Source organism: Candidatus Hydrogenedentota bacterium, assembly GCA_019695095.1.
In the GTDB taxonomy this organism is placed as follows: Bacteria; Hydrogenedentota; Hydrogenedentia; order Hydrogenedentales; family SLHB01; genus JAIBAQ01.
The window spans coordinates 1-14,030 of the sequence record JAIBAQ010000021.1 but is presented as its reverse complement, the minus strand read 5'-3'; the positions used below and the strand labels follow the sequence as shown (position 1 = coordinate 14,030).

Here is a 14,030-nt window from a genome sequence, read left to right as displayed (position 1 = left end):
GCTTTCGCGGGATGCGGCACTGTGAAGCCGGAGAAGGACTATACGAGGGCCGGCGAACTCATCCAGCAGCGTACGGGCTCAAACGTTGTGTATAGCCCCACGATTGAGTCTGACGTTCAGCAACGCGTCGCCGCCTTGCTTGACGGCGGGTTGACGCAGGAAGAGGCCATTCGCGTGGCTCTGCTCAACAACCGCGCATTTCAGTCGATCTTTCAAGAGATCGGCGTATCGCGGGCGGATGTGGCGCAATCGGCATTGCTGTCAAATCCATCCCTTTCCCTGAGCGCCCGCTTTCCCGAAGGCGGTGGACGCAGCAACCTCAGCGTGGGCTTCGCTCAGGAAATCGCCGACTTGTGGCAGATACCTGTCCGCAAGCGCATCGCGAAAGACCAACTGGAGCAAACAGTCTTTCACGTCGTGAATGCGGCTGTAGACCTCACCGCGAGAGTCCGGCGCGCGTACTTCGACGTGTGTTCGCAAGAAGAGGCAGAACGCGTATTGGCCGGAAACCTCGATTTACTCAAGCATGCACAGCAACTCGCTAGAAACCGGTTTGAAGCGGGCGAGGCCACCATCCTCGACGTGAACCTTGTCGCCTCCAGTGTTCTCGAAGGTCAAATGCGATTGGAATCCACGCGACGAGATCGAGATGTCGCGCGAGCGGGATTTGAACGGCTGCTGGGGTTGTCATTCGAGCAGGCTGGTGTTCGACTAACAGACCCGCTCCCGCGTGTGACAGCGGACTGTCCCGATGAGGCGGCTCTGGTAAAGCGTGCTCTGGACACGCGACTGGATGTCCGGATGGCCGCCCTTGATTTGGACGCCGCGGAAGCCGAAATAAAGCATCAGCGCCGCTCTATACTCTCGAGCCTTGTTCTCGGGATTGAGGGAGAACGCCCCGAGGCACGCGCGCCCCGAAGTCTGAAACCACTGCCTCCGGTACCGCAGAAACCCGATCTCAGCGGCGTTACGGCAAGCCAAAGTATCAATGAGGCCATCACGCAGTTGGCCCAGGTTGGCCGCGGCCAAGCTCAGGCGGGCAGGCAGAATGCCAAGGACCTGGCGTTGCAGGAGCTCGACAATTGGCGTGGCCGAAAATTGGAGAAGCGCCAAACCATCGACATGATTCTAGGCCCCAGCCTTCAAGTTACGCTTCCGATCTGGGATCAGAACAAGGCGCAAATCGCCAAAGCCCGCTTCAAGTACGCGCAGAAGCAAAAAGACTACGAAGAAATGGCGCTTGGCGTCATGCAAGACGTTCGTGAGTCCGTGGCCCGGCTGCAAGCGGCTAAGAGTCTGCTCGAACTGTCCGGCCGCGACGCAATCCCTCTCGCGGAGCAGAACATCGCGACAGCCCAGCGGGCGTATGAGGCCGGTGAGGAGAATATCCTGACCTTGCTCGTGGCGCAGCAAACGCTCAACGACCACAAAGAAGCCGGTGCGCGGTTTGCTGCCGACTACGCCTCCGCGCTTGCCGATCTTGAGAAGGCAGTGGGTGGCGCGCTCGAAGACGCTGCAGCTAATTCGCCGGCGCCGGTGAAGTAGAGGCAGTACTTCGTTGAATACTGAGCAAACATCATCGGCCGCCAGTACGCCCCTTCAGAACGGACGAAGCAGCTACGTTGTACGACATGGAAGCACAATTCTGTTTGTTTCCCTTGCGCTTTGCGTCGCCGGTATCTATGCGGCGTACCGTATGCCCGCTTCTGTCTTTCCTCAGACCGATTTCCCGCGCATCGTAATTCTGGTTGACAACGGTGTGATGCCCGCGGACGAGATGATGGCAACCATCACGCGGCCCATCGAAGAGGCCATGAAAAACGCCCCTGGAACGGTCAACATCCGGTCCGCAACGGGACGCGGTTCCGCGGAGGTCAATGTCTTCTTCGACTGGAAGACAGACATGATTCAGGCGGAACTGTACGTGTTGGCCCAATTGTCGCAAATTCGAAGCTCTTTACCCGACACGGCAGAGTACACCGTGAATCGATTGACGTTCTCTTCGTTTCCAATACTGGGTTTCAGCCTAACGAGTACTACACGCAATATCACCGAGCTGTGGGAAAAGGCCGAATACGAGATTAAGCCAAGGCTACTCCGTATCAATGACGTTGCCAGCGTGAACATTGTTGGCGGTAAGAAGCCTGAGTATCACGTTGTGGTTGATCCTGCCAAACTCGACGCGCATCACCTGACACTGGCGCAGGTTTCTGACGCCATCACTCAGACCAACACATTCGTATCCGCGGGACTCCACGAAGAGAACCGCCAACTCTACCTCACCCTGGTCGATGGACGCGTCGCGAAAGCCGCGGACGTTGAGAAGCTCCCCGTGGCATGGGTCAACGGCGCGCCGGTCTTGGTGGGCGACGTGGCGATGGTCGTGCGTAGCGAGGCTCCCAAATACAATATCGTGTCGGCGGACGGCGTTGACGCGGTTCTCCTCAATGTCTATAGCCAGCCCGACGGGAACACGGTAGGCATTGCGGCCGCGCTGCACGATGAATTGCGTGCTCTGCGCAAGACCCTGCCGCCGGACATGAAGTTGGCGCTCTTCTACGACCAGTCATTGTTCGTGCGTGAAGGAAGCCGAAGTGTGTGGGAAAGTATCGGCTTTGGCCTGCTGCTGTCGGTTCTTGTGATGTATCTCTTCCTGCGAAACGCGAGAACGACATTTGTAGCGATCCTGGCAATTCCCATGTGCCTGCTGATGACGTTGACGTGCATGTACGCCTTGGGAATGACCTTCAATCTGATGACGCTCGGCGGAATCGCCGCGGCGATTGGCCTGATCATCGACGACGCCATTGTCGTGGTTGAGGCGATGCACACAAAGATGTGCGCGGGACGTGACCTGCGCGAGTCCATACATGAGGTGCTCTCAGAGGTTGGCCATGCGCTGGTGGGAAGCACGATTACTCCCGTAGTGGTCTTTCTTCCACTGGCGTTCCTCGAAGGCGTGCCGGGTGTGTTCTTCCGTGCCCTCGCCTTTACCATGGCCGCCTCTTTATTGATATCGCTTCTTCTTGCGCTCACCTTGACCCCCGCGCTCGGTATTGCTCTATTGCGGCGGCATCCCGGAGAGACGCAGGACGAATTGGAGCAAGGTGGATTCATACTGCGGCGATTGATTCGTCTTTACGAGCGCGTGGTACGCGTCTCTCTGCGCCATCCCGCGTTGGCGCTCATGTGCATGGCATTCGTGCTTCTTCTCGGGACCGTGCTCTACCAACGGCTCGACAGTGACTTTCTGCCTCACATGGACGAAGGCGCGTTCGTGTTGGACTATGTCAGTCCCGAGGGCACAAGCCTCACCGAGACCGATCGCATGATGCGGCATATCGAAGCCATCCTGCGAAAGACGCCCGAGATTGAAAGCTACTCGCGGCGCTCGGGGGCGCAATTGGGACTCGCAGCGACGGAGCCCAACATTGGCGACTTCTTGGTGAAACTAAAACCTGATCGGGAACGCGACACCGATGAAGTCGTCGACGCCGTCCGCGAGGAGGTGGAGGCTGCTGAACCTGCGCTGGAAGTCGAGTTTCCCGGCGTGTTGGCGGACCTGATCGGTGACTTGACCTGGTCTCCGGAACCGGTCGAGATTAAGATCTTTAGTTCCAATGTCGAGTCTCTTAAGACCGTCGCGCCGCAGATCGCCGAAGAGATCGAGAAGATCCCCGGCGTTGTCGACGTGAATGACGGTCTCGTCGTTGCAGGACCATCCCTGACGTTTCGTGTCCACACAGCCGATGCTCTGCGCAGCGGTTTGACGGCGGCGCAGATTGGCGATGAAGTCGAATCTGCGCTGCTCGGAAAAGAGGCATCGTACGTCCTGGAAGGCGACCGGATCGTGGGCATTCGCGTGATCATGGATGAAAAGGAACGCGAGAACGAGCGAAAGATTCAGAACGTCCCGCTGACCAGTGCAAGTGGACCGCGCGTTACACTCGGCGAAGTGTCCGACCTGGAACATGAACCTGGGCTGCTTGAAATGCACCGCGAGGATCAGCGGCAATTGATTGCCGTCTCGGCACGGTTCTCCGGCATCGACACGCGCAGCGGCATGAAGGCCATTCAGCGCGCAATTAAAGAGCATGTCAATCTGCCCGCTGATGTAAGCATTGAGTACGGCGGTTTGTACCAGCAGCAACAGGAGTCCTTTGCTAACCTCGCGCGAGTACTCGCCATGGCGATCTTCTTCGTCCTCACGGTTCTCATCTTTGAATTCCGAACGTTCGCACATCCCATCGCCATCGTGATTGGGGCTCTCCTTGCTCTTCTCGGTGTCGTCGGCGCTCTGTGGGTTACGGGGACATCGTTGAACATCGTCTCCTTTCTCGGGGCCATCATCGGATTTGGCATTGTCGCCAAGAACGGCATCCTTATGCTCGACTTCGTCGAGCAGTTGCAGCGCCGCGGATACTCGCTGGAAGAGGCCCTGGTGCAGTCGGGGCGCAGGAGACTGCGCCCCGTTCTTATGACTTCGTTAACGGCATTTCTCGGATTGTTGCCGCTTGCTTACGGAATTGGCGCAGGCGCGGACCTGCTGCGTCCTCTCGCGATCGGCGTGATCGGCGCCTTGTGTGTTTCGCTTGTGCTGTCGCTGATTGCTACACCAACGGTGTATTACGCACTGATGAAGGCGCTTCATCCAAGCAGAACCGCGAGGAATTCGACGTGAAGACATGGATTCTGGTGTGCATTGCATGCGTGGCGGCGATGACTGCGGGTTGCGGTGGCAACACGGCGATCGAAGGCGAGGGTGAGGAACGTGCACCCGTCGAAGTCTCGGCAGCTACCGTGGAAACCACAACTCTGCGTCCGTCGCTCGATCTCATGGGAGCCCTTATTGCTGCCCCCGAACGCACCGTGGAACTGTGTCCGCAAGTAGCTGGATTTGTCAGCCGTGTCTGCATTGAAGAAGGCGCAGCAGTGAAAGCGGGCGACCCCGTAGTATTGCTGGATTCGCGCATGGTTGAAGCCAACGTGAGCAAGGCTGCCGCGGCCGTCGAAGAAGCAAGGGCCAATGTTGCTTTGCTTCAGAAGGGTCCGTTGCGCGCCGAGATTGAAGCCGCGCGGCAAGATGCGCGAAATGCATTCGCTGCCGCCGAAGCCCAACGCGCCAAACTCAAAGCGCTTCAACCCCTGCACGAACACGGGGAAATTGCCGACGTTCAGTTTGAGATGGCGAAGTCCGCCGCCGATGAGGCCGACGCTGCCAGTCAGGCTGCCGCGCAACGCTTGAAGGTATCGGAGGCCGGGACGCGTCCCGAGGCCATTGAACAAGCTAAGGCCCAGCTTCAATCCGCGGAGAGTGAGCTGGCCGCGCAAAAGTTGAACCTTGAACTCAGCACCATTTCGTCTCCCATAGACGGGGTCATCACGCAGTTGCTTGTTCGTCAAGGCATGTCCCTCGACATGACTTCAAAAGTTGCCACCGTCGTGGATCTATCGTTTGTCTATGCGCGCGTTCGGGTCCCGGCGAGCAGTCTTGCGCAAGTAACGGAAGGCGCTACGGCAAAGGTCACACTTGATGGCACGTCCGGCTCGGAGTACAAAGGCGCCGTGGCGCGTGTCGGGAAAGTGGCCGATGAAAGCACCGGCGACGTCGAGACGCTTGTTCGCATCGATAACAAGGACGGCGCATTGCGTCCCGGACTTGCGTGTCGTGTGAGTATTGCGTTGCCGGAGATTCCCAATGCGCTTGTTGTTCCGACCGCAGCGGTGGCGGATCGCAATGGCGAATCCGTGGTCACACTCATCCGTGATGACAAGGCCTACCAGACTGTGGTCAAGACCGGCGCCCACGCCCCCGGAGTTGTCCAGATTGTAGCGGGTATCTCGGCGGGAGACACGGTAGCCACGGAAGGCGGCTATGCCCTTCCCGAAGAGTGCCCTGTACATATCGTAAAACCGGAAGCCGACAAGGCGCAGTAATTCTCGCACTGTTCTCCGCGCAGTCCTTTCGGGCAAAATACCTCCGCATCGCGTTAATGCGCCTGGAGGTACTTCATGAACGTCAAGATTCGACTGCCTTGGCCGGTTTGTATGTTTCTGGCCATAGCGTATTGCGCTGTAGCCGACGACGGTTCCGCCCTGTGGCAGGCGCTAACGGATGCGCCGCCATCCATACCACAATCGGAGTCCCGCCTTGCCGCGTTGAAGGCGCTGGACGACTGGATTGCTATCCCCGATTCGGAGAAGAGTCCGGAGTTGATTGCGTACTATCGCCGCTCGGTTGACCACGTGATTGACCTGCTTTCAAAAGAACGTCCAAAGCAAGGCATCCGGTATTTCCAGTTGTATTCGAGTTCCGAGATCATCCAGACGCCGTCGGTTGTCTTCGCCATCGATCTTGACCAAGGCCCCAACAAAGACTTGCACAAGACGCCGGAAGAAGAAGGCGAAACCTTCTGCATGACGGACGAACAGGTCGATAAGCTGACGAGTCTTATCGACGTCTCCTTCCACACGCATGAGCACTCCGACCATATCGACTACGAGTTGACGCGCGCGCTTATTGAGAAAGGAAAGACCGTCGTCGTGACGGAGAGCAACAAGAAGATGTGGGGGGATCAACCCTGGGCCGAAAAATTGGTAACGCTCAAGCAAACGCTGGGGACGCCGCTCGATGTCGGCAAACTGAAAGTCGACGTGCTGTGGGACCATCAATGGAACAACGCGGAGCATTCCTCCGGCACGCCATGCAACGCCTACGTGATCACGACGCCCGAGGGAATGACTGTCGCCACCAAAGGCGACATCAACTGCGCCTTGCAGTGGTACGGCTGGTTGAATGTGCTGGTTGAAGGTGGAAAGAGTATCGACCTGATGGTCGGAAGTCCCATCTACTGGCGGGGAGTCAACCTGACCAAACAAATAGACGCGCTGCTGGCGCCGGTTTGGGCGCCGGGCCACAACTGGGAGTTCGAGCATCGCTCCGCCGGCGAGGACTATGGCAACGCATCGCCCTTTACACGCTCCAACGCTTACCTGGCGTTGTCCGCGAAGAAAGGCAGCACGGTCGTGTTGTCCTGGGGCGAACACTTCGATATGCCAAAGCCACGCAAGAAGAATTCGGAACAGTAGTCCGCAATTTGCACCGGCGCGATTGAGCGCCGACGCAAATTGCTCACGTGCAAGACTTTGAGGTTGTGCCACGAGGATTTCTCTCGAACACACTCTGCTCTTGGAGAACCGCTTTGTTTCTTGGCCCCAAATCTCGCAAACTCTCTTGTTACGAGAGAGGTTCAAATGTGTTCGTGAGGAATCCGGGGTAGAACGTTACTGAATGCCATTTGCCTCGATCCGTGCCAATTCCTCATACTGATTATTGGCACGGGACCAATCGGCCACGGAGACATCCGATGCGTTTCTACACATTCGAGATTGTGATCGAGAAAGAGCCTGAGGATGAAGGGTACTTCGCGTATAGCCCAACTTTACCGGGTTGTTTCAGCAATGGTTCTACGATCGAAGAGGCCAAGCGGAACATCCGCGAAGCAGTTCAGCAACATTTGGCCACCCTGAGAACCCACGGTCAGAAGATTGAACAACAAGAACGGCTCGTTCACGTCGAAGAATTGACTGTCGGAATCCCTGAATGAGCCGGATGCCGCAGCTCACGGCGCAGGAGCTTGTCCGCTTTCTGCGCAAACAGGGTTTCGTAGAGGACCGGCAATCGGGCAGTCATCTCACGCTTTGGCACGAAGAAAAGAAGACGGCGGTCACTGTGCCCATCCATTCCCATTGCGACCTAGGCCGCGGTTTGACCGCACGCATCTTGAGGGATGCGGGATTTAGTGTTGACGATTTTCTGCGGCTGAAGTGATGACAGTTATTCCCGTCAGACTTTCTTTTCGACAGTGTATAGCCACTGCCTTTCGCGGCAAGCCCGAGGAGCATAGATTATGAAAGCCTGTGTCCTTCACGCGGTCGGCGACTTGCGCCATGAGAGCGTGCCTACGCCTCAGCCTGCCGCAGGCGAAGTGCTGCTGCGCGTCGGCGCGTGTGGCGTGTGCGGGTCGGATATCCCGCGCGTTTTTGTGAAGGGGACTTACCGTTTCCCGACGATCCCCGGCCACGAACTTGCGGGCGTTGTCGAACACGTTGGCGACGGCGTCGATACCGCGCTCGTAGGCAAAGCGGCCGCGGTCTTTCCATTGATCCCGTGCCGCGCGTGCGCGTTGTGCGAAGTGGGCGAATACGCACAATGCGCCGACTACGACTACCTGGGGTCGCGATGCGACGGCGGCTTCGCCGAATACGTCCGCGTGCCCGTGTGGAATCTCCTGCCGCTTCCGGACGGTGTGTCGAGCGAAGAGGCCGCCATGACCGAACCTGCCGCCGTGGCCGTGCATGCGCTGCGCCAAGCCGGGATCGATATTGGCGATGCCGTACTCATCATGGGCGCGGGTCCCATCGGACTCATGCTCGGCATGTGGGCGCGGGCCTGGGGCGCGGGCAAGGTGCTATTGGCCGACATCGACGAGAAGAAACTCGCGTTCGCGCGCGACATCGGATTCGACAATACCTGCAACGTCCGCGAAACCGAACTCACCGCGTGGCTGAGCGGCGTAACCAGCGACGGGGCCGATCTCGTCGTCGAGGCGTCCGGCAGTTCCGCGGCCTTCGAACAATGCATGCTCGCCGCGCGCACGTTCGGCCGCGTCGTGCTCATGGGCAATCCCGACGGCGATATGCGCCTCTCCCAGAATGCCTACTGGGCGATCCTCCGCAAGCAACTGAAAGTGTTCGGAACCTGGAATTCCAGCTACAGCAACCTGCCGCGCAACGAATGGAAACTCGCGCTCGATTTCATGGCCTCCGGAAAACTCAACCTGAAACGCCTCATCACTCACCGCGTCGGCCTCGATACCCTCTTCGACGCCATGAAACGCATGCGCGACCGCACCGAGCTTTCGAACAAAGTGCTGTATGTAAACGAAGCGGGGCGGTGAATCAACTCAGGGCGAATCACATTGGCTTCAGACTTCGGGGGAGGAGGAGGCTGCATGTCGGAAATCTGGATTGTATCGGCGATCTTGACGATCGTATTCGGTGCAGGGTGGTACTTCCTACTACGTTCAGGATACCGGCGAGTCTTGATCGGGTACACACTCCTCGCGCTGTTACTCGGTAATCTCATCTCCGGGGTGGTCGCAAACACGTCAGCACGGTACAAGGCGAACAACGACCACACGCGGGCCGTCAGCGACTTTGTGCGGGCCATAGTGTATGCGCTGGAGAAGTCCGACGTCGCCAATGTCAGCGAAGTACTCACCCAATTCCAGAATGCAGACTATGTGACGTACGAAACGGACCTGCGATTCAAAGAAGCGATTGCCAAGGCGATACATGAACTCGATACAGGGTCGAAATGACTGCAGAGTGATTAGCGCTTGATCGTGCCTCGGCGCAGAGTCATTGACTCTTTTTAGCAGGCTTCAACGTACTCCAGTCGGCTAATGTCACCCGTAGCTCGACCGGTTTACCAGTGTCGGGCGTAACCAACATCTCCTTGATTTCGCGTGCATCGCGCGCGCTGAGCCGGTACTCCCCATCGCTCAGCGTACTGAAGCGGAACTTCCCGTGCTTGTCCGTCTTGACTTCTGCTTCCACAAGGCCATGCTGTTTCAACGAGATTGCACAAACCTGAGCGCCGGGGATTGGAAGGCCGCTTGCATCTTCAATCAACGTACCTTCAAGGACCTTGCCGTGTTCTAGCCTGAGGTCAACGATTGCACCTGGCTTCACCTTGCGATACAGCGGCTGGAAGTCTGCTCTCGATCTGATCTCAAGAGAATAGCTCATGCCCCACTCTGGGTTTACGTGCTCGAATCGGAACTTTCCTTGCCCATCCGTTAACGTTGAATTCGACGAAGACATTTTGGGGTGCGCGAGTTTCAGCATTACTGTACAGCCAGCCAAGGGGGTTCCATCTGGCAGAGTCACTTGCCCCGAGATGGTTTTCCCCTCAGGTAGGGTGAGGTTCACTTCGTGTATAGGCTCGGCCTCCGTCAGCGCGATGGAATCACTGATCACTGTCGTGGCGTCTGCGCAGGCCATGACGCAATAGACTCCGCCAATCGGCAGCGGGCTAATCGAATACTCTCCATCGGCATTGTACTCGGGCTGAACATCTAATGACTGCGTATCTACACTTGGCGCTTGCTCAAGTTCTTTCAATGTTAAGTTCAGGCCTCTCGAATGGCTCCCGGATATTTTTCCATGAATCGCGCCCGCTGGCAGAGTGGGCACATTCAGCCGAAATGGTTCATCCCCCGCATCAACCACTATCTCCGAAGCTTGTTTGATCCAATACCCTGCAGTGCGGTCCATATGGTAAGCAAGCTTCGTAGGTACCGGTACCTCGGTATGAACTTCGCCAAAGAGAATAGGAAATGTCCTGATTGTATAGTGAGTGTCGCCGGGGCGGGCGATATGGTCGAGCCGAAATGTGCCTTGTGGCGCCGGATTGCCTTCGGGCACAACGAAGTGCACGACTACTTTGCGTTTGGCCTGCTCAGTCTTTAGGACTTTCGGTGCAAGCCTGAGTTCTACATTGTCCACCGGTTCTCGCAGATCGATCACGTTCCGGTCTTCTCCACCGTACAACACGATCCCACAGGGCCAGAGATTCGAGTAGAAGAATTCCGCCACACCGTCTTTGAAGACCGCGTCAAAATTACCCATTAACCCATGGGACTGATGAGCAATACGTAGGATGAACTCGTATCCAACTTCATGCGGACCATTCCACACGTCGCTGGTATCGGGAGGAGCGAATATCGTGCCGCGTACAGAAAGCGGCGGACCGACTTCGACGTCTATCGTTTCTTGCCCAGCGACGATAGGGCGATCCAAAATGATCTTGCGGCCATTTGGAGCCGCGATGCCGCACCAATAGCGCGTGCCCTCGCTTGCGGTGTCGAAGAGGATTTGCCCGCTTGGGTCCGAGACTCCCAGCCGCATTGCGTCGCGTGCTGGGTTCAGACCATTCTGAAGGTCGCATTGGTAGAAATACAGACCTTCTGACACCAAGAGCAGCAATTCTGCTCCTTCAATGGGCGCGCCGGTTACGCGATCCTTGACGATGATGCGCGCAGGTCGTGCCTTCTCGAGCATACACGTGAAAGCTTCGTTTGTGGGTATGGCGGCCTCCGGTATTCGCCGCATTTGGTAGCCTGGTGCTATGACCTCCAGTTTGAGCGGCCGATCCCAGCAATGCTCAACTTGGATCATACCCTCGGCATCGGAGACGGCTTCTCCTCCGGGAAACCAGAGGGCATTCTTTTGGCGAGTCGGTATGACAAGCGGTAAGTTCCACACGACGCGTGCGTTGGCAACCGACGTTCCGTTGTTGTCCATACAATGGATTTGCGCGGTGCGGCCACGCCGTAACACGACGTTGATTTCCCGCGGTGACTGCTCCGGTGTGACCAGCGTTGGCTCCGCAAAAGAGAGGGCATACCCATCTACCCTGCAGAACGCCAAAACGAACCCCGGCAGTATCTCCTTTTCATAGTGCCCGTCATGAATAGGCGCCGAGTCATAGCAGGAGCTACAGTCGGTAATGCTCTCAAAACTAATATTCAGCGGTTTTGGGAGCGGCGTACCATCCTCGGTTTGCACGGTACCGGTGACTACGACGCGCGCAGAATCATCAAAGTGCAATTCTCTGGTCTTCTGTTGCACTTCGGCCATCTTCGCAATCCGCTCTTCGGGCTTCATAGCCTGGGCAATAAACGTCACCGCGAAGAACGTGGTGCCGCCGAGGCTTGCCAGCAAGATCGTAGATACGAGCAGGAAGATTGAAAACGTGTACCAGGGAAGGCACAGGATGGGGCGATGATTCGGCGCAAGCAAACGGCGCACCCGCTCAAGCAGCGATTGCTCGGGCAGAGGTCCACCCATGGCCATGACGGCAGCTAACGACGCATTGGTTCGCTCAGCCGCGTCGGCGAGCACGCGCGCGTATTCCACTGCGTTGCCGCAATGCCGGATGGCCATCGCGTCGCAGCAGGCCTCCCGCTCAATCCGAATCTGCCGGCTAATCCACCACACGGCGGGGTTGAAGAACAGCAACGACTCCACGAGCAACTGCATCAGGTTGACGAGATAATCCCAACGGCGAATGTGTGCGAACTCGTGCGCAAGCACTGCACGGAGGTATTCCGGCGGCATTCCCGTAGCGATGTGCGCGGGAAGCACGACCACCGGCCACAGAATACCCATCGCAAACGGACTCGTTGCCGTTTGCGACACGCGCAGCGCGACCCGGCGTCCTACGCCAATAGCTTCGCGTATATCTTCCGCAAACGCGAGAACGGCCTCGTTGGTACACGGCACGCTTTCTCTGCGCAATTGGCCCGCGCCCGTGAGCAACGCGGCGGTACGAATCGTCATTGCGGCCACTCCTGCGAGCCACGCATACGTGGTCCACTGTTGCCACGGGATACTCGAATGCGTAGGCTTCGAAGTTGGTGCAGGCGTCTCGGCGCGCGTCATGGAGGAAGCGGACGGTGCGGTTGCGGCGACGTTCGTGGCATCGTTCATGACTTCCGAATTTGATGCCTCAAAACCTAGCAATGCCCATGTGGTCCACCACGTTGCCACGACTATCGCCATCGCTGCCACGCTCGCGCCGTATCGAAGGTCTGCATGCTTCGCCGGGAGACGACGGAGCACTGCCCAAAGCAGCACGGAAATGAGCGTGCCTTCCCAAATCGTGTGCAGCAGCGCCATGGGCAATTGTGCCCATAGCGTTGGACTCCACAGCGAGGCGAGATCGATCATTTGGCTTTGCCTCCTCGCTTTGAGGCCGTGTCATGTTCCGCAATGACCTTGCGAATCTCGCTCAGTTCGTCAGCTGAGACTTTTGTCTCCTGTAACAAGTGCTGCACTGCCGCCGACGGGCTTCCTCCGAACACATTTGCGACCATCTGTCTCAACATCGGTCCAAGTACGGCGCGCTTGGCGGCCTTCGCCGCATAGCGATTTGCCCGTCCATCCTGCGTGTGCGATACGAGTCCCTTCTTTTCCATTACTTGAAGCACGCTCAACACCGTCGTGTACGCCCGCGACTTTCCGTCGGGCATGAGCGCACTCACTTCCCGGGCCGTCAGCGGGCCGTTTTCCCACATGAGGGCCAGGACTTGGAGTTCCAGTTCGGAAGGCCGGCTAGCTGACTTCATGGCAACGCCTTTCGTTTTGCTACTATGAATATAGTATCTACTATGAGCATAGTAGATGTCAAGCGGTACGGAGGGGGAGGGCGATACCGAATCGCAGTACCAGGCGTGGAAGTCGGGCGCTACGAGGAAGTGGACGCCCGGCTGCGCCACATCGATGGCAGACCAAGCGACCAACTTGCGAAATTGGGTTGCTTCGTGCATCGTAAGTCGGGGGGCAAGTCGAAACCACTTAGGCAGAGTTGAGGGGAGAAGTCATGTTTGCGATGACATCCGGAGTGACGGCGGCGGTAGTGGCGATGGCGTTGGCGCAAGGCCCCGCCCCGCGTTGGACAGAAGAAAAAGCCAACACATGGTATGCCGCACAACCGTGGCTGGTGGGCTGCAACTTCAGCCCGAGCACGGCCATCAACCAACTCGAAATGTGGCAGGCCGACACCTTCGACCCCGCCACCATCGACCGCGAACTCGGTTATGCCGAGAGCCTGGGTTTTACCAGCATTCGCGTGTTCCTGCACGACCTCTTGTGGCAGCAGGACGCCGAAGGCTTCTGTAACCGGATCGACCAGTTTCTATCCATCGCCGACAAGCACGGTATTGGCGTGATGTTCGTGCCGTTCGATTCCGTATGGGACCCCTATCCCAAGCTTGGCAAGCAGCGCGACCCCAAACCCCACGTGCACAATTCCGGTTGGGTGCAAAGCCCGAGCATTGACGTGCTGAAAGACCCCGCGAAAGTGGACCAACTCGAACCATACGTCAAAGGGCTTCTCACGCGCTTCGGAAACGACAAGCGTGTGCAGATCTGGGACCTCTACAATGAACCCGCCAACATGA

11 protein-coding genes are annotated in these 14,030 nt (G+C 57.7%); 9 read left to right on the top strand and 2 right to left on the bottom strand.

Annotated features, from left to right (window positions below; genetic code table 11):
* Positions 1 to 21: 21 nt before the first annotated feature.
* From K1Y02_05765 to K1Y02_05730, 8 genes are all read left to right on the top strand, one after another.
* The gene (locus tag K1Y02_05765) at positions 22 to 1,545 is read left to right on the top strand and encodes a TolC family protein (protein MBX7255848.1); all 1,524 of its coding nucleotides are present in this window, start codon (positions 22 to 24) and stop codon (positions 1,543 to 1,545) included.
* A 13-nt stretch (positions 1,546 to 1,558) separates the two neighbouring features.
* Positions 1,559 to 4,681, top strand: coding sequence for an efflux RND transporter permease subunit (locus K1Y02_05760; GenBank protein ID MBX7255847.1), 3,123 nt, complete (start codon positions 1,559 to 1,561; stop codon positions 4,679 to 4,681).
* Positions 4,678 to 5,937 carry an efflux RND transporter periplasmic adaptor subunit gene (locus K1Y02_05755; GenBank protein MBX7255846.1) on the top strand — a complete coding sequence of 420 codons (1,260 nt, stop codon included), beginning with the start codon at positions 4,678 to 4,680 and terminating at the stop codon, positions 5,935 to 5,937. The genes K1Y02_05760 and K1Y02_05755 overlap by 4 nt, the downstream gene beginning before the upstream one ends.
* Positions 5,938 to 6,012: 75 nt before the next feature.
* Entirely contained in the window at positions 6,013 to 7,089 is a 1,077-nt protein-coding gene (locus K1Y02_05750) for a hypothetical protein (GenBank protein ID MBX7255845.1), read from the top strand.
* 278 nt (positions 7,090 to 7,367) lie between these two features.
* Positions 7,368 to 7,607 (top strand): type II toxin-antitoxin system HicB family antitoxin, encoded by a 240-nt coding sequence (locus K1Y02_05745; GenBank protein ID MBX7255844.1) that lies wholly within the window; start codon positions 7,368 to 7,370, stop codon positions 7,605 to 7,607.
* Positions 7,604 to 7,831, top strand: a complete 228-nt coding sequence (locus K1Y02_05740; GenBank protein MBX7255843.1) for a type II toxin-antitoxin system HicA family toxin — start codon at positions 7,604 to 7,606, stop codon at positions 7,829 to 7,831. Before K1Y02_05745 ends, K1Y02_05740 begins: the two co-directional genes overlap by 4 nt.
* Before the next feature lie 79 nt (positions 7,832 to 7,910).
* Positions 7,911 to 8,960, top strand: a complete 1,050-nt coding sequence (locus K1Y02_05735) for a galactitol-1-phosphate 5-dehydrogenase (protein MBX7255842.1) — start codon at positions 7,911 to 7,913, stop codon at positions 8,958 to 8,960.
* A gap of 54 nt (positions 8,961 to 9,014) precedes the next feature.
* Positions 9,015 to 9,383 carry a hypothetical protein gene (locus K1Y02_05730; protein MBX7255841.1) on the top strand — a complete coding sequence of 123 codons (369 nt, stop codon included), beginning with the start codon at positions 9,015 to 9,017 and terminating at the stop codon, positions 9,381 to 9,383.
* 40 nt (positions 9,384 to 9,423) lie between these two features.
* On the opposite strand, the gene K1Y02_05725 is transcribed toward K1Y02_05730, so the two are convergent.
* The gene (locus K1Y02_05725; GenBank protein MBX7255840.1) at positions 9,424 to 12,798 is read right to left on the bottom strand and encodes a carboxypeptidase regulatory-like domain-containing protein; all 3,375 of its coding nucleotides are present in this window, start codon (positions 12,796 to 12,798) and stop codon (positions 9,424 to 9,426) included.
* Complete coding sequence (locus K1Y02_05720; protein ID MBX7255839.1) at positions 12,795 to 13,196, bottom strand: BlaI/MecI/CopY family transcriptional regulator; 402 nt, start codon at positions 13,194 to 13,196, stop codon at positions 12,795 to 12,797. The genes K1Y02_05725 and K1Y02_05720 overlap by 4 nt, the downstream gene beginning before the upstream one ends.
* Before the next feature lie 254 nt (positions 13,197 to 13,450).
* Between K1Y02_05720 and K1Y02_05715 the strand changes: the two genes are divergently transcribed.
* Positions 13,451 to 14,030, top strand: a 580-nt coding sequence (locus K1Y02_05715) for a 1,4-beta-xylanase (GenBank protein ID MBX7255838.1), incomplete at its 3' end; no start/stop codon positions are given.

Bases quoted from the DNA above. Each gene is read 5' to 3' on its own strand.
- K1Y02_05720 (MBX7255839.1), bottom strand. From the start codon at position 13,196: ATGAAGTCAGCTAGCCGGCCTTCCGAACTGGAACTCCAAGTCCTGGCC.
- K1Y02_05730 (MBX7255841.1), top strand. From the start codon at position 9,015: ATGTCGGAAATCTGGATTGTATCGGCGATCTTGACGATCGTATTCGGT.
- K1Y02_05725 (MBX7255840.1), bottom strand. From the start codon at position 12,798: ATGATCGATCTCGCCTCGCTGTGGAGTCCAACGCTATGGGCACAATTG.
- K1Y02_05745 (MBX7255844.1), top strand. From the start codon at position 7,368: ATGCGTTTCTACACATTCGAGATTGTGATCGAGAAAGAGCCTGAGGAT.
- K1Y02_05740 (MBX7255843.1), top strand. From the start codon at position 7,604: ATGAGCCGGATGCCGCAGCTCACGGCGCAGGAGCTTGTCCGCTTTCTG.
- K1Y02_05750 (MBX7255845.1), top strand. From the start codon at position 6,013: ATGAACGTCAAGATTCGACTGCCTTGGCCGGTTTGTATGTTTCTGGCC.
- K1Y02_05735 (MBX7255842.1), top strand. From the start codon at position 7,911: ATGAAAGCCTGTGTCCTTCACGCGGTCGGCGACTTGCGCCATGAGAGC.